Here is a 23,512-nt window from a genome sequence, read left to right on the forward strand (position 1 = left end):
TTACAGCATGAGCATCAATCATGATGTATTGGTGCTCTCAGCTTTGCCTTTTATCAAGAAAGATTGTAATAAACTTTGAGAAGTTTGTAGTTTGTTTAACTGCTCCGATACATGCATCAGCTCTGTTTGTAGCTTTTCTTGAACAATAGGGCAAAGCGTAAATACCCTTTCATCTAAATCAAAACATGGTAATAACACCTGAATGTCTTTTAGTGTCATACCCGCATCATTTAATATTTTAATTTTCTTAATATTTTCAATATCTTTTTGCGTATAACTTCGATAGTTATTACTTGCTCGATGCGGTTGTATTAGCCCTAAACTTTCATAATAACGCAGCATACGCGGACTAACTTTTGTAAGCTCAGCGACTTTAGCTAGGTTCATAAAATAGGCTTGACCTTAACAGTGGTGTCATAGTTTAGCATGTTTTTATCTTTCAAAATGGTACTTGTTCAATGATCAGAAAACTCATTTTATTGGTGTTATTCGGATTGATATCATTTGCTGCAAATACCAAAACACTGGAACATCAGGAGAAGAACATGCGTCAAATATTTGTACTTCACGGTTATTCGGCTTCTATACATGATCACTGGTTCTTGGACCTAAAAAATCAAATAGAAGACGAAAATACCTCTGTTACTTTAATACCATTTCCAGATTCTGAGCATCCCAATGTAGATGCTTGGCAGAAGGTTTTAGATGAACAGATACCAGAGGTTAATGAAAATACTTATTTTGTGGCACATAGTTTGGGTGTCATTACCTTACTGCACTTTTTGCAAAGACATGATTATAAAAATATTGGAGGAATGATTTTAGTATCCGGATTCTCTGGACCAATTGCAGATTCTTCCCCTCTCACAGCTTATATAACAAAGAGCAAAGTCGACACCAATTATTTTAAGAGCATAAAGAAAAAGTTGGTGTATTTATCTGATAATGATGATTTGGTTCCACCACACTTAACGATTCAATTGGCTAAGGATATTGATGCGCCGTACATTACTGTTCCTAATGGCGGGCACTTTTTAGGTCGGGAAGGTTATACGGCATTTCCTCAATTGGTCGACTCTTTAAAAGAAATATTAGAAAATAAATAAAATCTATAAGATAAATCTCACCCTATAAATGGTTATAACTCATTTATAGGGTGGTTTTTCTATTCAGCTTTTTATTAAGAAAGTCCCTTACTATTACATTAAAAATTTTAATTATATTTACCGTTTATCTGAGCCTTACTGAATCAAAAAGCAGTTTGTTGTAGCCTATTTATAGAGACCTTTATTTGAATCTTCATCTTTTGATTGAAACAGGATGACTGATTTTTTGGAGCTAGTTATGAACTTTCTAAAACAATCAGCTTTAATCGCTGCATTTGCTTTTATGGGTTTACCAACTGTTCAGGCAGAAGAAGTAACGACTTTACCCACTATTCGCGTTATGGCTGAATCTGAGCTACGTGATGAGGTGGGCTTTGTGCCGTTTCAAGAAGATAAGAAGGTACGCCAAGCACTACAACACCATGAATATAAAATACATAACGATATACAGAATGCTTTAGTCCCAGAAGGGATGACGACCATAGATTATCAGCCCGTTATGGCGCAGCCTGATCTCTCACAACTTTCTCCATTTTTACGAGAATATATTCTAGCTGTAGCGGGTGGGATTCAGTCTTCTGACCCAACCAATGGTCTTTTTGAAATGTTAAAGCCGTTGAACATTAACCGAAGTAATGTCGATGCTTATCGTGAAGGTACGATGAAAGTAAATTTAGATGATATTTTGAAATTACAGCAACAAATCCAAGATGGTTTAAAAGGCCGATAAAATAAAAATCCCCGCATTGAGCGGGGATTTTTTTATCTTGGTGTTAATTAAACACGTTCGATAATGGTTGCAATACCTTGACCAAGGCCGATACACATAGTCGCAAGACCAATTTGAGTATCTTGTTGTTCCATCACGTTCAACAACGTAGTTGTAATACGTGCACCAGAACAGCCTAGTGGGTGACCAAGTGCGATTGCACCACCATTTAAGTTCACGATGTCTTGTTTGTCATAAAGACCTAAGCCCTTAAGAACAGACAAGCCTTGTGCAGCAAATGCTTCATTTAACTCAACAGTCTGAATATCAGCAATTGATAAGCCAGCACGCTTAAGCGCTTTTTGAGTCGCTGGAACTGGGCCGTAACCCATGATTGCTGCGTCACAGCCTGCTACTGCCATAGAGCGAATTACAGCACGTGGTTTTAAACCTAATGCTTGTGCACGTTCAGCAGACATAAGCAACATTGCAGAAGCACCGTCAGAAAGAGCAGAAGAAGTTGCTGCTGTTACTGAACCACCTTTAGGGTCAAATACAGGTTTTAATGCTTTGAATGCTTCAAGGTTTGCATCTGGACGAATCACTTCGTCGATGTCGCAAAGGATTTTGAAACCATTTGCATCGTGGCCTTCAACACCAACGATTTCATTTTTGAAACGACCTTCCTGAGTTGCAGCCCAAGCACGGCGGTGAGATTCAACACCGAACGCATCTTGTTCTTCACGAGTAATGCCGTTCATACGACCTAACATTTCAGCAGTTAAGCCCATCATGTTAGATGCTTTTGCATAGTGTTTAGATGCTTCTGGGTTAAGGTCGATGCCGTGCATCATACCTACATGGCCCATGTGCTCTACACCACCAATAATGAAGATGTCACCTTGGTTAGTCGCAATTTGTGCTGCGGCAGTGTGGATTGCCTGCATAGACGAACCACAAAGACGGTTCACTGTTTGACCAGCAACAGTTTTAGGCAAGTCAGCCAATAAACCGATGTTACGGCCAATGTTCATACCTTGTTCTAGAGTCTGGTTTACACAGCCCCAGATCAGGTCTTCAACTTCGTTTACATCAAACTGGTTACGGGCAACGAGCGCACGTACAAGTTCAGCAGATAAACTGTCGGCACGTACATTACGGAACATACCGTTTTTAGATTTGCCCATGGCAGAACGAACGCCATCAACAATCACAACGTCACGTGGATTTAAAGTAGCCATTCACGTCGCTCCTTAACCGTAGAATTTTTTATTGTTAGCAGCCATGTCGCGCAACATTTGCGGCGCTTCATAAGCCTTACCTAAGTGTGCATATTTATCGCAAAGTGCAACGTATTCAGCAACACCTGTTTGGTCGATGTAACGGCATGGACCACCACGGAATGGAGGGAAACCTACACCCATAATCATTGCCATGTCTGCTTCAGATGCAGTTGCTACAATCTTGTCTTCCAAGCAACGAACTGTTTCGTTACAGAAAGCAAGCATCATACGGTCAATGATTTCTTGGTTATCAAATTCGCGTTTTTCGCCAGTTACGAACGGAGCAATCACTTCATACGCTGTTGGATCAACAGTTTTTGCTTTCTTGCCTTTCTTGTCGAGTTCGTATTTGTAGAAACCTACGTCATTCTTTTGACCAAGACGCTTCGCTTCATACATTGCTTGGATTGCGCCTTTGTAGTCTGGCTTCATACGGTCAGGGAAACCTTCAGCCATTACTTCTGCACCATGCACACCTGTATCAATACCTACAACATCGATCAGGTAAGCAGGGCCCATTGGCCAACCAAACTTAGACATTACATTGTCGATTTGTTGGAAATCTGCGCCGTCTTTTACAAGAAGGTCAAATGCACCGAAGTAAGGGAACAATACACGGTTAACCAAGAACCCTGGGCAGTCGTTTACAACGATTGGTGTTTTACCCATTTTTTGAGCAAGAACGACTGTCGTTGCAATTGCTTCTTCAGAAGTCTTTTCACCACGAATAACTTCTACAAGCGGCATCATGTGAACTGGGTTGAAGAAGTGCATACCAACAAAGTTTTCAGGACGTTGTAATGCTTTTGCCAAACGTGTAATTGAAATTGTAGAAGTGTTAGAAGCAATGATCGTGTTTTCACGAACATTTTTCTCAGTTTCTGCAAGTACAATTTCTTTAACTTTTGGATTTTCAGTTACCGCTTCGATCACGATGTCGACTTCTTTAAACTCTTCGTAGCTTAAAGTAGGACGGATGCGAGCAAGCGTTTCACCCATTTGTGCAGGCTTCATTTTCTTGCGTTCAACTTGCTTAGTTAACAAGTTGTTAGCTTCTGACATACCTAGTGCAAGTTGTGGGTTACCAATATCCTTCATGATGATTGGAGTGCCTTTGCTTGCTGCTTGGTAAGCAATACCACCACCCATAATACCAGCGCCAAGTACAGCTGCTTGGTTTACAGGGTGAGCACCTTTTTCATGTTGTTTAGATGCTTTTTTAACAACTTGGTCATTAATGAATAGACCAATCAATGCGCCAGCTTGTGGAGTAATTGCTGCTTTAGCAAAACCTTCAGCTTCAGCTTTTAATGCTTCATCACGTGCAAGGCTTGCACCAGCTTGTAATGAATCAAGTAATAGTTTTGGAGCAGGGTATTGAGCAGGATTTGCTTTAGCAAGTACCGCACCTTTTGCTGTGTTGAACGCCATCATTTGTTCAAGCGGATTCAATTTTACAGCTTCAAGTTTCTCTTGGCGTTTTGCTTTCCAGTTTAAACGACCAGAAATTGCTTGTTTAACCAAGTCAGTTGCAGCATCAAGTAATTTGTCAGCAGCTACAACAGCATCTACAGCACCATCTTTAAGCGCAGCAGCTGGTTTTTTAGGAGCAGCCATTGCCATCCATTCAACCGCGTTATCGATACCAATAAGACGGCTTAAACGAACACTACCACCGAAACCAGGGTAAATACCGAGTTTGATTTCTGGTAAACCGACTTGTGCAGCTTCTGACATCACGCGATAGTCACAAACTAAACACATTTCAAAACCACCGCCCAAAGCCATGCCGTTAATAGCAGCAACTTTTGGAAGGTCTAAATCTTCAAAGCTATTGAAGATTTCGTGAACAGGCATAAGCCAGTCAACAATCGCTTTTTCGCCTTGTGCGAAGTTTTCACCAAACTCGGTAATATCTGCACCTACAATAAATGTAGATTTACCAGAAGTTACGACTAAGCCTTTAATATCGTTATTAGCTTTTACAGCCGCGATAGCAGCTTTGAAATCTTCAATTGTTGCACGGTTAAATTTATTGACCGACTCACCTTGTAAGTCAAAGCGGAATTCTGCAATTCCGTCCGCAAGCATTTGGACGGTAATGGCATTGCCAGCGTGGATCATGCCTGATCTCCTTAGTTTTGGAGGATTTCTAAGTTGATGTTATGAAGCGTGTGTACAGCTCCGGTACACATTTATGCTTCGCTAATCTTACGATAACTATATCTAAAAAGAACCCGACAAGTTGTATCAAGCCGTGACGCAAGGGTCATCTTATTTTTTGTTGAATTCATACCACTTAAATGCATAAAGAAAATCATAGAGATAGCTATTGGTTAGAGGTTTTTGTTTTAATTTAAGTTTTTAATTATAAAAAGTATAAATCTTTAATTCTTTATATAAAAAATGTGAATTTTATTCCTTTCACTTCTTGTCAAAAAGGTCAATTGTTCTGGTGTAATGACTGAAAAAACCGACTATAAAGTCACAATTTTCTAATGAATTAGAACCACAAAAATTTACGTACTATTTTTTATATTAAAGTACTTAATGTTCCGAAATATGCTGTTTAATTTTTTACATTCGCTTTTTATAAGTCAATTTTGCTAAAATTTGCGCCAATTAAATATTCTTCTGGCTACTATTACCTTCGAAAATTAAGGTAATGTTGCCCTAAACTTTTGAAAGAGTAGCAATATGATTAAGTGGATCGTATTAGCGATTTTTGTAATATCTGCATTGTATATCCAACATCGCGGCAAAGTGCGTCACTCGTTTTATCGTCAATTTTTTGACCATTCAACCTTGCTCGCACCGATTAACTTTTTAATGTACATCTTTTCAAAGGTACCGAATCAGCCTTATATCGACACTCAACACTTTAAAGATTTAAAAGTGTTAGATGAAAATTGGGAAATGATTCGAGACGAAGCGAAAGCTTTATATGACCAAGGTGGGATTAAAGCATCGAGTACCTACAATGACTTAGGGTTTAACTCGTTCTTTAAAACAGGATGGAAACGTTTTTACCTCAAGTGGTATGAATCAAGTCATCCTTCAGCTGCTGAGCTTTGCCCAAAAACAACGGCTTTACTCAAAACATTACCAACGATTAAAGCGGCAATGTTTACAGAGCTTGCTCCTGACAGCCGTTTGGTCAGACACCGTGATCCATATGCGGGGTCACTCCGTTATCATTTGGGCCTGATTACTCCAAATGATGACCGTTGTTTTATTGATGTAGATGGTGAAAGATACTCTTGGCGTGACGGTCAAAGTGTTGTATTTGATGAAACTTATATTCACTATGCTGAAAATAAGACTGATCAAAACCGTATTATCTTCTTCGCGGACGTTGAGCGTCCGATGAAAGTGAAATGGATGGAACGTTTCAACCATTGGTTTGGCCGTAACGTAATGACTGCGGCAAGTTCACCGAATGAAACAGGTGACCAAACAGGGGGCTTAAATAAAGCCTTTGGTTATGTTTACCAAATTCGTATTAAAGCTAAAGCATTAAAAGCTAAAAACCGTAAGTTGTATTACTTCTTGAAGTGGTTCCTCATGCTTGGGATTTTCTTCCTGATTTTTGTTCGACCATATGTATTTTAATTAAAGCGCCCGAAATAAAAATTCTGCGTGATTGAATTAAGCCACACTTTCGAGTGTGGTTTTTTTGTGGAAAGTTTCTGGGAGGCCTCTGTGCCACAACATACTTTAATTTTTTGCGCTGATTTAAAGTAATCAACCATTGTGACACAGAGATAAAGAGCTGAGCCAACGCTTAGCCCAGACTACTTTTGTCACATCGCTGTATGGTGCTCAAAAAAGTAGGGGCAAAGTCCCGTGGGAGAACAGGACTTTGCAAACTGACATGTTCTAGGCGTTGCATCATTTTCGGGGAATAAGCTTTTTCAAGTTGCTGGTAAATACAGTCACAACTGGCCTCGCTATGCCCACCTGACAAGCAAATTTTTTCAAACTCCTGCTGAGTGTGTAAATTGCAACCCGAAATACCCAAGCTACCTAGAACTAAACTAAAAGTTAAAATAGATTTATAAGTTTTCATATTATTCTCATAATGATTTATATCTATGAGTAGAATAAAAATATAATAGGTTTAAATGGTTAAAATAAATTTTAGTTAATAATTAATCCTCCTAAAAAACAGGAAAATAAAATGATTAAAATTTTTAAAATAAAAATAATTTATAGATATAAAAATAAGGCATAAAACCAAATTTTAAATAAATAAAATAATTAAATTAGAGGGAAAACAAGTTTGAATAATGGCATGGCCAACTCCTTAAAAAATGGAGTCCTACCACCAGATTACCGCGAATTAATTAGGGTGGTAGAACGAAAGGGGGTTAGCAGACTGGAATCTATGGGACCAGCACGCACAGGGCGTCCCCCTCCCGTCCTGAACTGCACCCCATAAGTTAGACTTTTTAAACTTATGAGGTGTGCCCTATGCCAATTCCGAAGCATTCAAAAGAGTTAAAATTAAAAGTCATTCAAGCTTATTTAGATGGAAGTAAAGGATATAAAATCCTTTCACAAGAATTTAATGTTGATCTCCAAACCATCCGCTTATGGATTGAAAACTATAAGGCACAAGGTGAAGATGGCCTGAATGTTAAAACTAAAAAAACCTACTACTCTTCCGAATTTAAAATCAAGGCTGTACAAATGCTTCTTGATAAGATACCGGTAAGAGAAGTTAGAAGACGGTTAAATCTGAGCGGGACGTCAATTTTAAGAAGGTGGCTCGCTCAGTATCATAAAGAAGGGATTGCCGGGTTTAATACTACGAGGATTTATACCAATATGGTTAAACAACATAAAACCAAAATAACTAAACCTATAAAAGAAGACAAAGATAAATCTCAACAGGAGCTCATTGATGAAGTGACTGCTTTACGAGCAGAGGTTGCCTTTTTAAAAAAGCTAAAAGCCTTAAAACTGAAGCAACGTACTTAAATACACTTTGTACTGCAGACACTGTTCAGGTTATTTCAGAATTAAGGCAAATTTATCCATTAAAACTCTTACTCAGTATTGCAAAGATTGCTCGTAGTACTTATTTCTATCACATGAAAGCTGTACGCTCTAATGACAAATATACTGAGTTAAAACAGCAGATTAAGTCCATATATCACAAGCATAAGGGATGCTATGGCTATCGTAGAATTACTCTTGCCCTGAAAAGTACAGGAATAATAATCAACCATAAATGTGTATATCGCCTTATGAAAACCATGGGACTTAAATCACGTATCAGAGCATTGAAATATCGCTCATATAAAAGTGGTTGTGTCGGGACGGTGGCTGATAACATTATGCAACGGCAATTTAAAGCGAACCATCCCAACCAGAAATGGGCAACTGATGTGACGGAATTTAATGTTAACGGTGAAAAACTTTATCTATCACCAATTATAGATTTGTTTAATGGGGAAATTATTACTTTCCGGATCCAACGTAAACTCAATTATGAGTTAGTGAAAGATATGCTCATTCATGCCTTAGCTAAACTTAAGCGACATGAGAAACCAATTCTCCATTCAGATCAAGGATGGCAATATCAAATGGCTCATTACCAACAGCAATTAAAGCAACATGGTTTAATTCAAAGTATGTCTCGTAAAGGAAATTGCTTAGATAATGCTGTAATAGAAAGCTTCTTTGGAATATTAAAATCGGAATGCTTTCATGGAGAAAAATTTCAATCAATTGATGAATTAGAGAAAACGATACGAGAATACATTCATTATTATAATCATGAGAGAATCAAGGTGAAGCTACAAGGTTTATCCCCGGTACAATATAGAAACCAGTTTATAAAAACTGCTTAACTAACTGTCCAACTTTATGGGGTCAGATCATCCTACCGCAAAGAAAAGGGGACGCAAGGGTCTAACGACTTATAGATTGTACTATAACCCGCCATAGATTACGGTCTGCTAAAACCGACTGGCAATGTAGGCCAGCAACGAGATAATAATAGTTAAAATGAAAAGCGTCAATTATTAAAAAGGATTTTTATTTAAAATAAATGTGATTTATTTTTATTAAATTTTTTCATTTTAAATATTATTTAGGGAAATATTTATAATATTTAAAATTTCTAATTAATCTGAAGTTTTATATAAGTGTTTGGTCGGTTGAAATGAATTTGATTGATTGTTTGTAGCTAAGTATTTTGCTTTTATAAGAGGATATCTTTGCCTCAATATTTATAGAAAGATTAAAGGGCCAGAAAGGGTATTTTTTTATAAAATAAAAACGATAAATTCATTTTGTGACTCATTTCACAGTGCTGGCAATTTGTTACAACTATTAAAAGCCAACGCATAATTTTGATTCTACAATTGCTCCGTTTTTTCGAAGACTGATTAGCGGAAGTAGGTTTCAAAATGGCTCATGCTCATCACGTAGCTCATGCACATGTTCACCATATTAAATTGAGAAAAGAAGAAAGTTCTCAGGGTGACTTAAAAACGAAAGCGATGTTAAACAAAGCTTCTGCTGAGACTAAAAAGCATGGCCGAACGACTTCTAAAAGACATAAAGTAGAAGATCAAAACATTGATCTACATAAGTTCTCAAGCAAACTTGAAAGCATGTCAGCAAAGCACAGCAAAGAGAAATGTGCCAAGAATATCCGTATTGCTCTACAAGCAGCAGGTGCAGATGTTTCCAAGCATCCAGTAGCTGCATCTGACTGGGGACATACCTTAGAAAAGAACGGCTATAAGAAAATCAAACCGGCATTTAACCGTCCTCAAGAAGGGGATATCTATATTATTGAACGCACCAGTGGTCATACCTACGGACACATTGCTGGCTATACGGGTAATGGTTGGTTCTCAGATTTTCGTCAAAAAACCTATGCGGTCTATAAAGAAAAAGACGTGAAATATAGTTACTATCGCCTCGATTCTTAAGGTAGTACGACACATATTGTCGGGCTGATTCATGATGTGTTTTCAAATTTAGGTTCTGCCACAGTAAAGCACTTGAAAAGTAAGGGTGAAAACATCACATTAGGTATTCAATATTAAGCCATGTATGCCAATAGTGAATCAAAACGCTCGTTCCCATATTGAAAAAATTTTAGCTAACCTGACCCAACTTCCAGGCGTTTATAAGATGCTAGGGAAAGAGGGAGAGTTGTTATATGTGGGTAAAGCTAAAAACCTAAAAAATCGGGTATCGAGTTATTTTGTCAAAACTATTGAGCATCCGAAAACTCAGGCTTTAGTTGCACGAATTTATGATATTGAAACGCTCGTTACGCGTTCAGAAACTGAAGCGCTGCTTTTAGAACAAAACTTAATTAAGCAACATCGTCCGCCTTATAACATTATGCTGCGTGACGATAAGTCATACGTTTATATCTTTGTATCGGCAGATAAACCTTATCCGCGAATTGCCAGTGGACGTGGCAAAGGTAAGCACCAAATCGGGAAGTTCTTTGGCCCGTATCCAAGTGCTTATAGTGCCCGAGATACCTTACTGGTTTTACAAAAGCTTTTTAATGTGCGCCAATGTGAAAATACTTACTTCTCACAGCGCAAGCGTCCATGTTTGCAATATCAAATCAAACGTTGCTCGGCCCCATGTGTAGGCTTAGTCTCACCAGAAGATTACAAAGAAGACGTCAATAACAGTATTCGCTTCTTACAAGGTGATACCAAAGAATTAAATCAAGAACTGATTGCGAAAATGGAGCAGGCAGCGGCAGATCTTGAATTTGAAAAAGCTGTTTTTTATCGAGACCGTTTGTCTTTGCTCCGTGAAGTACAGGCACAGCAAGCTGTTTTCAAAGTGAAAGGTGAGGCGGATATTTTAGCCATTGCCTATCAGGCTGGAGTGACATGTGTGCAGATTATGCATGTGCGTAATGGTCGTATGTTAGGCGGCAAAAGTTATTTCCCTGACATGTTGGGCGATGACCTTGGTCAAATGCTAAGTGACTTCATGGCAAACTTTTACTTTCAGGTTGCCGATGAAGTACCAAGCGAACTGATTGTGAATACTGCCTTACCTGACCGTAAAGAGTTGGAAGAAGCTTTAGCACAGCAGTTTGGAAAGAAAGTCCAGATTAAGAGCAATGTGCGAGAAACACGTGCCGAATGGTTAGAACTTGCCGAAATGAATGTTCAACATGCGATTAAAGGGCAGTTGAGTAATCATTTAGAACTTAATGAGCGTTTCCACCAACTTGAGCAGGTGGTTGGCCGTCCGATCGATCGTATTGAGTGTTTTGATATTAGCCATACCATGGGTGAAGCGCCTATTGCATCGTGTGTGGTGTTTGACCAAGGCGGTGCACGTAAACGGGATTATCGACAATTTGCCATTCAAGATATTACCGCAGGCGATGATTACGCTGCGATGCGACAAGCTTTAACACGTCGTTATAAAAAGGCAATGTTGCCGGATTTACTATTAATTGATGGTGGTAAAGGCCAGCTCCATATGGCTATGGAAGTTATGCAAGATCTTGGACTTGATGCTTTCATGATTGGTGTTTCAAAAGGTGAGGGACGTAAACCGGGCCTTGAAACGCTTCATTTTACTGATGGCACAAAAATCCAGTTACCTGAAGATAACAAGGCACTACATTTGATTCAACAGGTGCGTGATGAAGCTCACCGTTTTGCCATTACCAAACACCGCGCTAAACGCGACAAACGCCGTAGTACTTCAGTTTTAGAGGCCATTCCGGGCTTAGGACCTAAACGCCGTCGAGATTTATTAACACATTTTGGTGGAATTCAAGGGGTGTTAAAAGCATCTGAAAAAGAACTGACAGTCGTGCCGGGCTTGGGTGAAGTGATGGCAAGAACGATTTATAAAATTTTGCATGAGTAGTCATGTCTTACTTATGTGAGTGACAAAAGCGCTCGTAAATTAATAGCTGAATGATCATTCACATGTTGGTCAAAATGATGAAAGATATTTCTTAATCATACGCATGATTTAGGGATAGGAATGTCGTTATTACAACTATGGGAAGATGTAAAACAAAATGAATGGATTGATATACCCGCAGGATGGTTACAGGGCCGCACCGTTTTTGGGGGCCTTGTTGCTGGGTTATTAATGCAAAAGGCATGTTCCTATATTCAAGATTCAAATAAAAGGCTGTTAAGTTGTAGTGTTACTTTTGTAGGACCTGTACAACAAGGTGCTGCCCGATTGACTATTGAAGTTTTAAGAGAAGGAAAGTCAGTCACTACGCTTGAAGCACGTTTATGGCAAGATAATGCAGTTCAAACGATTTTGGTTGCAAGTTTTGGCGTGTCTCGTGTGTCGAGTATTGAGGTAAAACAAGAACCCATAGCACCTGCTTATGTACAACCAGAAAATTTAACCGTCATTCCTTTTGCGAAACATATGCCGGAATGCTTTCAGCATTTTGAAGTCTGTTGGGCTGAGGGTAATTATCCGGTAACGGCAAGTGGGCATCCTGACTTTGGTGGTTGGTCAAGGTTCTCACCAGAACAACATGAAAATCGTCAAATGACATTACCTGATTTGATTGTACTTATGGATATTTGGCCGCCGGGTGTATTGCCAATGTTTAAGCAAGTTGCGCCAGCAAGCTCTTTAACATGGCACATTACTTATGTTCATCCAGTTCAGCATCAGTTGTGCGACTGGTTTAAATATAAAGTCACGACTGAATATGCAGCTGAGGGTTATTCCACAGAATATGCATATCTTTGGGATCAAAATGATCATTTAATTGCAATCTTGCGGCAAACTGTTACGGTATTTACCTAAGCAATCTACTTTCTCGATTCACTTATTTCGTATAAAGTGGCTGTTACAGATAGATACAATATTGAAGTATGTGTCTTTGTCTGTTAAAAGATGCGTGAAGACTAAATTGGCGGTGTTTATGACCACAGGGCGAATCCTGAATATCCCAAATATCCTAACTTTGGCGCGTATCGCGCTTATTCCTGTATTTTTGGTGATTGCATATTGGCCGCCTGCAATAGGTATTGGTGAGCACGTAGGAAGTATGACTCGTCATATTATCTTGACTGCAATTTTTGTGCTGGCTGCCGTAACCGATTGGTTTGATGGTTATCTGGCACGAACGTTAAACCAGACTTCAGCATTTGGCCGATTCCTAGACCCGGTTGCAGATAAACTGATGGTCGCAGCTGCACTTATTGTTCTAGTGCAGTGGAAACCTACCATTGCGATGGCTTTTGCTGCAATTGTTATTATTTCACGGGAAATTACTGTTTCTGCTTTACGTGAGTGGATGGCAGAACTTGGTGCGCGAACCAGTGTAGCAGTGTCAACTGTAGGTAAATATAAAACTGCATTTCAAATGATTGCGATTAGTGTGTTCTTACTCAACTGGCAGCCTTTAGAAATGTTGGCTTATGCTTTGTTATATACAGCGGTCATTCTTACTTTGTGGTCAATGTTTATTTATTTAAAAGCCGCGTGGCCATATCTAAAGCAGCCATAAAACTAAATAAGATTCTAAAAAGCCTTTCCTTGAGAAAGGCTTTTTTATTGCAAAGCGCAAAAATAGCGTAACTCACGTAATTGGTATGATGAGTAAATACCATTGGCAAAACGGCACTAAACTGGCATTGTTAGCTTGGGAAATGGCTAAGCAGCAAGGGGAGATTGCATGACACTAGATTTATTTTCTCCGGAGCCTTGTTCAAACTTATTGCCTTATGAAGGTGAGGTTCAGGATTATGGATGTATTTTAAGTACGGAAGAAGCCGAACAATATTTTCATTATTTGTACCAACATTTGGCATGGCGACATGATGAAGCGAAGCTATATGGCAAGCACTTTATTACACCCCGCAAGGTTGCTTGGTATGGAGATGAGCATTATCGATATAAATATTCTGGTGTCTTTCGTGATTCTTTGCCGTGGGACAGAGCACTTGCCAAGCTAAAGCAGCAAGTCGAGCAAATTCTTTCAGAAAAATTTAACTCTTGCTTGGCAAATCTTTATGAAGACGGAACACAAGGTATGGCTTGGCATAGTGATTCGGATGTGTCTTTAGCTAGAACTACTACAATTGCTTCTTTAAGTTTTGGAGCAACACGGAAGTTCTCTTTTAGACATATTCAAACCAAGGAAAAAGTTGAGATGTGGTTACAACCGGGTCAACTTATTGTGATGCGTGGTGAGACTCAACAATATTGGCAACACCGTTTAAATCGTTCTACAAAGATTTTACAACCGCGTATTAATCTGACATTCCGTCAGTTCAAATTTTCATAAGTTTTATTCTAAAAAATGGGCAAGAAAAAAGCCCATGATGGCAGCATGAGCTTATTCCTCTGAGGGAGAGCCTTCTATTGATGAGCTGCTGATGAAAAGAATCATCAATAGGTGCTAAAATCATAATATGAGAATATTTGGATATTTTCAATGCTTCAAAGTGTAAGAAAACTTTAAATTATCAAAAAATATTATTTTAGATCTCACCTTTTTCTGAAAGTTCCATAAAGCGCTGTTCTATTAATGCAGCATTTTCTTGCAAAATTTCAATGAGTTTTTCAATATTTAAAAAATCAAAGCGATTTTTTGATGCGACTAGTGTTAAAGCTAATGGAACTTCTTTACTTGAAAAACGAACGGGTACAGCAAGTCCTGAAACATTAGGATCAATCTCACCTTGTGAGAAATAGAAGCCTTGTTTCTTTATTTTACGCATGCGTTGGATAAAGCCTGGTTCATCCAGAGCAAAACCTGATTCAGACAGTTCATGTTGAAAACGTTGATAATAGTCATGCATGCGCTGTTTACTTAAATGTGACACCATTGTTTTTGGTGATGCTCCAACATAAATTGGACGCGGACAACCTCGGCCATATGAAAGTAGCTCTGTATCTTTAAAAATCTCATGATGAATATCAATGCAGTAGTCATCATTTAAATAGGTGAGTAAACAGCAAAGTTCAGTGCGTTCAACAATGTTGCGCATAAACGGCGTACTGATTTGAACTAATGGATCGGTTGTTCTGGATACATAGTCAAGAACTGCTATTTTTGAGCCTAAAGTGTAATCGCCAGAAGTACCATTAATACGTTTTAATAAGTCGGCTGATACGAGTTCTTTCAGATAACGATAGCTGGTCGGTTTAGACAAGCCAAGTTCTTCGCAAATAATATCGACATTAATCACTGGTCGTGAAACTGAAAATAAATCCAGTACGGTTAAAATTTTGCCAAAACTTGAAATTGCCATGATGTCTTATTCGTATCCTTAATAAACGGGTCACACTTGAGTTCTTATAACAGAAAAATTGAAGCTTTGTCTCAATTCCAAGATAACTACCTGATTTAAATATTTTACGCTCAGAATCAGAAAAGTTCTCTTGATTCACACATCATATATGATTAACTAAAAACATATCAAATTATCAAATAAAGATATTTTAGTTGACTAAATCACTTTATATTGAAAAAATTGTGCAGCAAAATATCTAATCGAGAAATTGGTTTACTCTGCCGACTTTTTCGATGTCTCTCCTTTCCTAAGCTTGGTCGTATAAATAGCGGCCAAACTGAAATCATCTCGGTACATCATGCAGAGATGTAGGAAAAATCATTGTATTGAAGGATGCTCTCATTAACTCATTTGTCTATAAGGCAAATGACAAAGTCGTGTTGTCTTTTTAAAAGGCAAATGGACACTGATGAGCATGCTCATCAGTTCAAATCTGTATTTGAGATGAGTTCATGTTATTAAAGCAAATACTGGCTTTCCGCCCGAGTAAGCTGGATCTAATTTTTGCAATAAAGACATTTATTGCCGGCATGTTGGCATTATTTGTTTCGTTTGAATTAGACCTGATTAATCCAATGTGGTCGATCGGTACCGTCCTGATTATCGCCAACCCTTATTCGGGTATGGTGTCGTCTAAGTGTGTCTATCGTGTTTTAGGCACGGTGGGTGGTGCCATTGTTGCGTTAACAATAACACCTCACCTGATTAATACGCCGTGGATATTTACGGTTGTGTTGTCACTATGGGTGGGCTTTGCGCTTTATGTATCCTTACTCGACCGGACACCACGCAGTTATGCATTTATGTTGGCGGGTTATTCAACTGCAATGATTGCGTATAACGCGATTACATATATTGACCAGTACAATATTTTTGATATTGCTTTGGCGCGTGTACTCGAGATTTCAATTGGGGTGATTTCGAGTGCGGTTGTGTCCGCAACTATTTTGCCGATGCATATTGGTTCGGCTATTAAACAGCGTGTAACTAAGACACTCAAAGATACAGAGAACCTATTTGCTAATTTGTTAAATGCAGACCAACAGCAAAACAATACACAGCTTTTAGCTGCTATTACTCGTGATACCACCGATATTCATGCTCTGGCAGTTCACTTGAGCTATGAAAAAGGTGAGTTGCATGGCATGACCAAACCTTTGCAAGAAATGCTCCATCAAATGTCGATGGTAGTTGCAAACTTAGTTGCTTTGTCCGAGCGAATTAAACAGTTACAAGAACTTAATTTTATTGAAAGTCATTCAGACAAATTAAAGCAGCTTTCAGGTCATGTGATTCATTTTCTTGAACAAAAAGACCAGATGACTGATGAAAATGTTTTGCAGTTACCTGACGAGTTTGAAAATGACTTTTTGAACTTAAATGACTCGGCTTCTGAACATCAACAAGTGCTATTGGCTGCCATGAAAATGGATGTCCGCCACTTTATTAGTAATGTTCTAGCTGTAAAAGTTTTATGGCAACGCATCAAGCAAGGTAATAAAGAGATACCAGATAACATTACCCCAATGACGACTAAATATCCAAGTTTGCACCGAGATCATGGCGTAGCCGTCAGAGGCGGTATTAGTGCGGTACTCATTACATTTATTGTGACAGGTGTGTGGATTCTGTCTGGCTGGAAAGCTGGATTTATGATGGCGCAGATTGGTGCGGTAACTGCTTGTATTTTAACGGCCTTAGATAACCCTGTTCCTGTCTTGCGTATTTTTATATGGGGTAGTGTGGCATCGGCTGTTTTAGTGTTTATTTATGCTTTTGGTGTTTTTCCTCATGTCACAACATTTTGGGAACTTGGACTCGTTTTGTTGCCGATGTTCTTATTTGCGGTTTCTATGATGGCGAATCAAGCGCTCATGCCAGTGGGAATGGTGTTGGGTATTAACACCATGATGGGTCTGAACTTGCATAATGCTTACAGCATGGATGCAGTGTCTTACCTAGACAGCTCATTTGGTATGGTTATGGGCGTATTGGTGTCTCTCATTGTTATAGATGTGGTACGAGCGATGTCACCCGATACCAGTGCAAACCGTATTTTAGCTTTACATTATCGCGCGATGCGTCAAGCGATTTATATACCTTATGGCATTGAATTCAAAGTTCATTTGCGGGCGATGTTAGACCGTGTTGGTGTTTTAAATACCAAAATGGTTCAGTCAGAAGAGATTAAAAAATCGATTCATCAAGCATTGGTTGAATCAAGTGCGATTGTCGATTTAAGCCGACTTCAAGAGTTAGCAAATCAATTTCAGCCATCTTCAGAACTAGCTCATCACATTGGCCGTTTGCAACAAGATTTAGATGAGCTGTTTAGAGCCAAAGAAAATGAAAAAGATGAAAGTGATGTATTGGTACAGCACATTCATCAGACCTTGTTTGAACTTAAACAACTTGCTTCACATATTGAAGATATGACTTTGCGTCAAAGATTATTTATTTCGCTAAATAATATTGCTTATAGCATGTGTCATGTTTCATCAAACCAAATGAATGCAGATCGTACGCTTACAGGAGCCACAGCGCATGGGTGAGTTTAATGTCTATGGTATTTACCTGCCCGCTTTGCTCGTCCAAGCCTTATTTGCATATATATGTTTCCGCTTGTTAAGTCCTTTAACTAACAAATGGATTGCACAAGGCTGGATTGCACTACCCAGCATTTTCAATTTGTGTTTTTACCTTTTACTACTTTTGGTGATACACCAAATTTTTGTTGGGTTAGGTGCTTAAAGATGATTGCCAGATTAAAGATTGAGTTAGGTGAGTAAAATGAATCAATTGGAGTTGAAAAAAGTCATCCGTCCAGTGATTTTGATTGTCGCATTAATGATTGCGGTCTATACCATTGTGCATTTATGGAACTACTATAATGCAGCGCCGTGGACACGTGATGGCCGAGTTCGTGGTGACGTTATTCAAGTCTCCTCAGATGTAGCAGGACTTGTAACGGAAGTATTGGTTCAAGATAACCAGACTGTCAAAAAAGGTCAGGTGCTTTTTAAAATTGATGTCTCTCGCCGAGCTTTAGATGTAGAGCAAGCAAAGTCTGATTTGGCAAAAGCAAAAGCGGCATATGCTCAGGCACAAGCAGGTTTAGCACAAGCCAAAGCAAACTTGATTAAGTCGAGCACTAACATTAAGTTAGCCGAGAAAAACGCAAACCGTTATTCAAACTTAATGGATGGCGCGATTTCTAAACAAGAACAAGATCAGGTCTTTGCAACTCGCGATCAATCACATGCGGAACATGAGCAACTCCAAGCAGCTATTCAACAAGCTGAAGCCACTATTAAACAGCAACAAGCATTGGTTGAAGCAGCAACAAGTAACTTACATTTAGCAGAACTCAATATGCACCGTGCCGCTGTTGTTGCACCGGCAGATGGAACACTCTCTAACTTTGATTTGCGCCCTGGTAACTATGTCCAAGTTGGTCAAGCGGTGGCAGCATTGCTGGATCGTAAACAACTTTATGTGGTGGGATATTTTGAAGAAACAAAATTAGACCGCATTCATATTGGCGATCAAGCAAGTGTGCAATTAATGGGTGACAGTCAGAAAATTAAAGGCCATGTGCAAGGTATTGCATCGGGTATTGAAGATCGTGAGCGTTCAAGTAGTTCTAAATTGCTTGCAAACGTAAACCCGACGTTTAGCTGGGTTCGTTTAGCACAGCGTGTACCTGTAAAAATTGTGTTAGATGAAGCACCAAAAAACGAGCTGGCTTTTGTTTCTGGTCGTACTGCTACAGTACATATTATTGAAAAATAAAAAATTGAAGTTTTTAAACCCAATAAAAAAGCATGTGTAAAACATGCTTTTTTATTTTTTATGGTGTTAAACCAACTGGATTGCGATACCAGCTTTGAATCAGCAAAGCTGCGGCAAAACTATCTGCTGATAATTTCTTTGCACGGCCTTGTTCTTGATAAAAACCAAGTTCTTCTCTTGCTTCACGGGTGGTGAGTCGTTCATCTACCATCCATGTTTCAATATTGGTTTGATGGCGTAAACGGCGTGCAAACTTACGTGCACGTGTAGAAAGCTCTGATTCGCTATCATCCATATTTAATGGAAGACCGACAATAAACAAATCAGGTTGCCATTCTTTGACAATTTTTAAAAGTTGGTCCCAGTTGGGAATCCCATCTTTCATCACAAATAATGGCAATGGATTAGCACTTTCAATTGCAGATTGGCCGATCGCCATTCCCATTTTTTGAGTACCAAAGTCAAAAGCCATAATTGATTTTGATTGTGTTGCAGTCATTAAGCATGTCCGATTTCAGAAGCCAGCCATGTACGATCTACACCAATTTTTTTATAGGCTGCATCCCAACGGTCATCGTACGGCAAGTTAAAAATCAGATCCATGTCGGCATCACAAATGAGCCAGTCACCACGAGCAATTTCATCTTCTAGCTGGTTTTTACCCCAACTCGCATAACCGAGGGCGATTTGGTAGCGACCAACACCTTCGTTATGTGCAATTGCATCGAGAATATCTTTACTGGTGGTAATACAGACATTTTCACCGACAGCAATAGAGGAGTGCCATGTTGGTTGACCAGTATGAAGGACAAAGCCTGCTTCAGGGCGTAAAGGTCCACCTTGTAAAACCTCATGCGGATTTACATTGTCTGCATCAATGTCTAAATCATTGAGTAGTTCTTTAATTTGGATACCAGCAGGGCGATTGATAATAATACCTTGAGCACCTTCTTCGTCATGGCGGGCAAGATAAATTACAGTATTTGCAAAAAAGTCATCTGCCATTTCTGGCGGGGCAATCAGACAACGGTGAGTCATGTATTGTTTGGTCACCTAAGCGGTTCTCCCTCAAAAAATGTCGCTATAGGGTCTCTCGACCCTTTTTATGTATATAGGTTCTTTTTATCAACATACAAGAGTTAATCGGATTTCGCCAATCTTTTTCTCTCATTTTCTTTATTAATTTGAAGAAGCCTGAAATTTAAGTTGGCGTAATTGTTTAGCATGCTGCAAGGTCGTTTCATTAATTTCAACTCCACCTGACATACGTGCTAGTTCAGAAATAATCTGATTTTCATCGAGTTGTACGATGGTGCTGCTTGCCGGATCTGTTTGCTGTTTTTTAACTAACAAATGTTGATCAGATTGTGCAGCGACCTGCGCTTGGTGAGTAATACATAGCAGTTGGACATGCTGAGCCAAATCGGCAAGTAATCGTCCAACCACCTCAGCCGTACCGCCACTAATCCCGACATCAATCTCGTCAAATACCAAAACTTCTGCTTCGGTCTTTTCAGCATTCATCACTTGCATGACGAGTGCAATACGTGAAAGCTCACCACCCGATGCCACACGCGCCAATGGTTGTGGTGGTATGCCTTTGTTGGCAGTAAATAAAAGTTGAATAAAGCTTAAGCCTTCTGCACTTGGTTGCTCTAATGGCTCAAATTTAAACTCAAAGTGTGCTTCAGGTAGTGCCAAAGGCTTAACCTGCTCGGTTAATTGTTTTGCAAGTGGAGTAGCAGCTTCACGACGAATATTGTCTAAATGCTGGGCTTTTTCTAAGAACTCTTGATGTGACTTTTCTACTTGTTCTGCCAGAGTCTCTGGGTCTTCAAGTTGATGTAACTGTTCAAGCTCATTTTGCCATGTTTCGTACTCTTCTTTCAGTGTCTCTGGCTGAGTACGGTATTTACGTGCCAGACGATGGAAAACTTCCAATTTGGAATTCAGTTCTTCCATCCGTTCAGGGTCAAAGCTCTGACGGTCAATAAATTGACGTAAATTTGATGTTGCATCATCAATTTCACTTTGAGCATTAAGTAAAGAATTATAAATTTCAGAAAGCTGTTCACTACGTCCAGCATGAGATTCTAGTCGGCGAATGATCGATGACATTTCTTGAGTAATGTTTTGTTCAGCTTCATCAAGCGCATTCAAGCTATAGCTACAATCTTGCATGATATGTTCATGATGACTGAGACGGTCAAACTCTTGCTCGATTTCTTTGTAATCGGTCTGAATGACTTCCTCAAGTTCTTCGATTTGCAGCTCTAAGGTCGCAATACGTTGTAGACGAGTTGCTTGAGCATCTAAGGCTGCTTGGTGTAAACGAATCGTGCGTTGCCATGTGCTATAAGCTTCGCGGACATCATTCGCTTCAGCATAAAAATTGTTATAACGGTCTAACCAATGCTTTGGATAAGGTGGTTCAAGAAGCTGTTGCTGGCTGTGCTGGCTATATAATTGAACCAATAGGCGCCCCAATTCTTTAAGCTCAGAGAGGCTACTTGGGCGGCCATTCACCCATGCTTTACTACGACCAGTTGCGAAAATAACCCGACGTAAATGAATTTCCCCAGAATCATCATCTAGTTCATGGTCTTGTAACCATTTTGCCTCAGGGCTATTGTTCTGATAAGTAAAAACTGCGGTTACATCCGCTTTGTCCGAACCATAGCGGACATAATTTGTATCTGTACGTTCCCCTAAGCAGGCAGAGAGTGCATCCAGTAATAATGATTTTCCGGCACCTGTCTCACCTGTTAGAACATTAAATCCTTGTTCTATATCAATAGCTAAATGATCAGCTAATGCAAAATTAATTAAAGTTAAATGTGTGAGCATAAACGCATCCAACGCGCCAAATTATGGGTTAAAGATAGAGAAGTTTTGAATTTGCTACAAGTGATCTATTATTCTAAATGAAATTATAGAACAGCAAGATTGCGGAACTTTACAATGAAAAAAACATTAAGCTTACCGAAAGCACCAATAGGGATGATCAACCGCCATAAAAAAACAAATCCTGCTGAAATGAATAAAATTTTAAGTCAGCATTTTAATGCATTTAAACAGGCTGCTGCACAAGGTGATTATGCCAAAGCTTATCAGCATGTAAAAAAAGCGGTAAATCTAGTGCCACAGCATCCTGGAGCACTATCTGATTTAGCTTATACTGAGCTGCGGTTACGCCGTTATGACGATGCATATCAACATTATATGCAAGCTATTAAAGCAAGTGGTTCCAACGTTAATACAAATTTATATGATGGCTTAACCGAAGTTTGTCATCATTTAAATAAAAAAGAAGAAAAAATCAAATTTGGGCGTTTAGCCATTTCAACAAAAAAAGAACTCACAAAGAATGAGCCTGCTTTAAATATACACCCGCATAAACCTGTACCATTTAGTCCCAATCCTCAAGAAAACATTATTGCTTTTTCTTTATTTGGAGCAAATCCACGTTACTGTGAAACTTCAATTTTAAATACTAAGTTAGCGCAAGAAATTTATCCGGAATGGACGTGTCGGTTCTATATAGATGATACCGTTCCTGAACTTGTACAGAAACGTTTACAAGCAAATGGTGCCCAAGTAGTACATGTCAGCTCCACTCAAAAACAGTTATCTGGTTTATTTTGGCGCTTTTTAGTCATGGATGATCCGCTAGTTAAAAGATTTTTGATACGGGATGCTGACTCTATCGTGTCTTATCGTGAAAAAGCTGCTGTCGATGCTTGGCTCAAGAGTGATCAATGGTTTCATTTAATGAGAGATAGCTATTCTCACACTGAATTAATTTTGGCGGGAATGTGGGGTGGTTGCTCAGGTATTTTTCATAATATTGAAGCACATGTCAGAGATTATGTCGCCACTGGAAAGTATCCGGACAATCGGGTCATAGATCAGCATTATCTTCGTTATCGTGTTTGGCCGACTTTAAAACAAAGTGTGCTTGTGCATGACAGCCAGCAATTTGATGAAAATGGCATCGATTTTCCGGCTTACGAGTCAGCTTCAATGCAAAATGACCCAGACAATTTTCATGTTGGCATGGATAATGGTTCACCAGTGGTTACAACTGCTGTGACACACCCAACTGCAGAGAAAGTTTATTGGGTTGTATTCGATGAAAATCACGATGAAGTTTGCAGATATGATGCAATAGTGTCGAAGAGTCGAAATATTGAAGTAAATTTACCCCACGCTTTTGCTAAAAAAATTCAGTTACAGCAGTGGAAATTACAAGTCTATCCGTATGAAAACTGATTGATTAGTTATTTAGGCACAATTAAACTACATTCATCATAATTTATATAAATG

General features: G+C 39.0%; 22 protein-coding genes and 1 pseudogene. 15 read left to right on the plus strand and 8 right to left on the minus strand.

Going from position 1 to position 23,512, the window contains the following annotated elements; translation table 11 throughout:
- Positions 1-18: 18 nt before the first annotated feature.
- Entirely contained in the window at positions 19-387 is a 369-nt protein-coding gene (locus CSB87_RS11190) for a MerR family transcriptional regulator (RefSeq protein ID WP_006580936.1), read from the minus strand.
- A gap of 71 nt (positions 388-458) precedes the next feature.
- Between CSB87_RS11190 and CSB87_RS11195 the strand changes: the two genes are divergently transcribed.
- Entirely contained in the window at positions 459-1,106 is a 648-nt protein-coding gene (locus CSB87_RS11195; protein ID WP_068791410.1) for an RBBP9/YdeN family alpha/beta hydrolase, read from the plus strand.
- A 238-nt stretch (positions 1,107-1,344) separates the two neighbouring features.
- A complete protein-coding gene (locus tag CSB87_RS11200; RefSeq protein ID WP_002156995.1) occupies positions 1,345-1,836 on the plus strand; it encodes a hypothetical protein in 492 nt (163 codons plus the stop codon).
- A 47-nt stretch (positions 1,837-1,883) separates the two neighbouring features.
- Here CSB87_RS11200 and fadA read toward each other — a convergent pair whose 3' ends face one another.
- Together fadA and fadB are read right to left on the minus strand one after the other, a co-directional pair.
- Complete coding sequence (gene fadA / locus CSB87_RS11205) at positions 1,884-3,056, minus strand: acetyl-CoA C-acyltransferase FadA (RefSeq protein WP_002157046.1); 1,173 nt, start codon at positions 3,054-3,056, stop codon at positions 1,884-1,886.
- Positions 3,057-3,068: 12 nt separating this feature from the next.
- A complete protein-coding gene (gene fadB / locus CSB87_RS11210) occupies positions 3,069-5,222 on the minus strand; it encodes a fatty acid oxidation complex subunit alpha FadB (protein ID WP_002156941.1) in 2,154 nt (717 codons plus the stop codon).
- Positions 5,223-5,795: 573 nt separating this feature from the next.
- Between fadB and lpxO the strand changes: the two genes are divergently transcribed.
- Positions 5,796-6,710: a lipid A hydroxylase LpxO gene (gene lpxO / locus CSB87_RS11220; protein WP_004699120.1), complete on the plus strand. Its 915-nt coding sequence runs from the start codon at positions 5,796-5,798 to the stop codon at positions 6,708-6,710.
- Positions 6,711-6,882: 172 nt separating this feature from the next.
- Here lpxO and CSB87_RS11225 read toward each other — a convergent pair whose 3' ends face one another.
- Entirely contained in the window at positions 6,883-7,167 is a 285-nt protein-coding gene (locus CSB87_RS11225; RefSeq protein ID WP_025465670.1) for a hypothetical protein, read from the minus strand.
- Positions 7,168-7,571: 404 nt separating this feature from the next.
- On the opposite strand from CSB87_RS11225, the gene CSB87_RS11230 reads away from it, so the two are divergent.
- From CSB87_RS11230 to CSB87_RS11265, 8 genes and pseudogenes are all read left to right on the plus strand, one after another.
- Complete coding sequence (locus tag CSB87_RS11230) at positions 7,572-8,081, plus strand: helix-turn-helix domain-containing protein (protein WP_004886316.1); 510 nt, start codon at positions 7,572-7,574, stop codon at positions 8,079-8,081.
- 32 nt (positions 8,082-8,113) lie between these two features.
- A complete protein-coding gene (locus CSB87_RS11235; RefSeq protein ID WP_125305425.1) occupies positions 8,114-8,956 on the plus strand; it encodes an IS3 family transposase in 843 nt (280 codons plus the stop codon).
- Positions 8,957-9,517: 561 nt separating this feature from the next.
- Entirely contained in the window at positions 9,518-10,048 is a 531-nt protein-coding gene (locus CSB87_RS11240) for a CHAP domain-containing protein (RefSeq protein WP_002157041.1), read from the plus strand.
- Positions 10,049-10,181: 133 nt separating this feature from the next.
- Positions 10,182-11,981, plus strand: coding sequence for an excinuclease ABC subunit UvrC (gene uvrC, locus CSB87_RS11245; RefSeq protein WP_031952267.1), 1,800 nt, complete (start codon positions 10,182-10,184; stop codon positions 11,979-11,981).
- Positions 11,982-12,101: 120 nt separating this feature from the next.
- Positions 12,102-12,896: a thioesterase family protein gene (locus CSB87_RS11250; RefSeq protein ID WP_004710852.1), complete on the plus strand. Its 795-nt coding sequence runs from the start codon at positions 12,102-12,104 to the stop codon at positions 12,894-12,896.
- A 118-nt stretch (positions 12,897-13,014) separates the two neighbouring features.
- Positions 13,015-13,602, plus strand: a complete 588-nt coding sequence (pgsA, locus tag CSB87_RS11255; RefSeq protein WP_002156973.1) for a CDP-diacylglycerol--glycerol-3-phosphate 3-phosphatidyltransferase — start codon at positions 13,015-13,017, stop codon at positions 13,600-13,602.
- Between the two features lie 67 nt (positions 13,603-13,669).
- Positions 13,670-13,774 (plus strand): annotated as a pseudogene (locus CSB87_RS11260) (cysteine methyltransferase); the annotation flags it as partial.
- Entirely contained in the window at positions 13,771-14,382 is a 612-nt protein-coding gene (locus tag CSB87_RS11265; protein WP_004883567.1) for an alpha-ketoglutarate-dependent dioxygenase AlkB family protein, read from the plus strand. The pseudogene CSB87_RS11260 and the gene CSB87_RS11265, both read left to right, overlap by 4 nt.
- Before the next feature lie 196 nt (positions 14,383-14,578).
- Here CSB87_RS11265 and CSB87_RS11270 read toward each other — a convergent pair whose 3' ends face one another.
- A complete protein-coding gene (locus tag CSB87_RS11270; protein WP_031952269.1) occupies positions 14,579-15,352 on the minus strand; it encodes an IclR family transcriptional regulator in 774 nt (257 codons plus the stop codon).
- Positions 15,353-15,846: 494 nt separating this feature from the next.
- On the opposite strand from CSB87_RS11270, the gene CSB87_RS11275 reads away from it, so the two are divergent.
- Genes CSB87_RS11275 through CSB87_RS11285 form a run of 3 tightly spaced genes read left to right on the plus strand, consistent with a single transcriptional unit; the run spans position 15,847 to position 19,186 of the window.
- Positions 15,847-17,946 (plus strand): FUSC family protein, encoded by a 2,100-nt coding sequence (locus tag CSB87_RS11275; protein ID WP_006580946.1) that lies wholly within the window; start codon positions 15,847-15,849, stop codon positions 17,944-17,946.
- Positions 17,939-18,145, plus strand: coding sequence for a DUF1656 domain-containing protein (locus tag CSB87_RS11280; RefSeq protein ID WP_002157017.1), 207 nt, complete (start codon positions 17,939-17,941; stop codon positions 18,143-18,145). The genes CSB87_RS11275 and CSB87_RS11280 overlap by 8 nt, the downstream gene beginning before the upstream one ends.
- A gap of 39 nt (positions 18,146-18,184) precedes the next feature.
- Entirely contained in the window at positions 18,185-19,186 is a 1,002-nt protein-coding gene (locus CSB87_RS11285) for an HlyD family secretion protein (RefSeq protein WP_002156989.1), read from the plus strand.
- A gap of 58 nt (positions 19,187-19,244) precedes the next feature.
- On the opposite strand, the gene ruvX is transcribed toward CSB87_RS11285, so the two are convergent.
- The 3 genes from ruvX to recN all read right to left on the minus strand — a co-directional run bounded on the left by ruvX (position 19,245) and on the right by recN (position 22,033).
- Positions 19,245-19,685 (minus strand): Holliday junction resolvase RuvX, encoded by a 441-nt coding sequence (gene ruvX, locus CSB87_RS11290; protein ID WP_000127528.1) that lies wholly within the window; start codon positions 19,683-19,685, stop codon positions 19,245-19,247.
- Positions 19,685-20,239, minus strand: a complete 555-nt coding sequence (locus CSB87_RS11295; protein ID WP_001979301.1) for a YqgE/AlgH family protein — start codon at positions 20,237-20,239, stop codon at positions 19,685-19,687. The genes ruvX and CSB87_RS11295 overlap by 1 nt, the downstream gene beginning before the upstream one ends.
- Positions 20,240-20,365: 126 nt before the next feature.
- Entirely contained in the window at positions 20,366-22,033 is a 1,668-nt protein-coding gene (gene recN / locus CSB87_RS11300) for a DNA repair protein RecN (protein WP_031952272.1), read from the minus strand.
- A gap of 114 nt (positions 22,034-22,147) precedes the next feature.
- Here recN and CSB87_RS11305 point away from each other — a divergent pair, with 114 nt between their 5' ends.
- Positions 22,148-23,458 (plus strand): tetratricopeptide repeat protein, encoded by a 1,311-nt coding sequence (locus CSB87_RS11305; protein WP_031952274.1) that lies wholly within the window; start codon positions 22,148-22,150, stop codon positions 23,456-23,458.
- The last annotated feature ends 54 nt before the right edge of the window (positions 23,459-23,512 follow it).

Source organism: Acinetobacter sp. AR_0276 (genome assembly GCF_003000705.1).
Lineage (GTDB): Bacteria > Pseudomonadota > Gammaproteobacteria > Pseudomonadales > Moraxellaceae > Acinetobacter > Acinetobacter nosocomialis.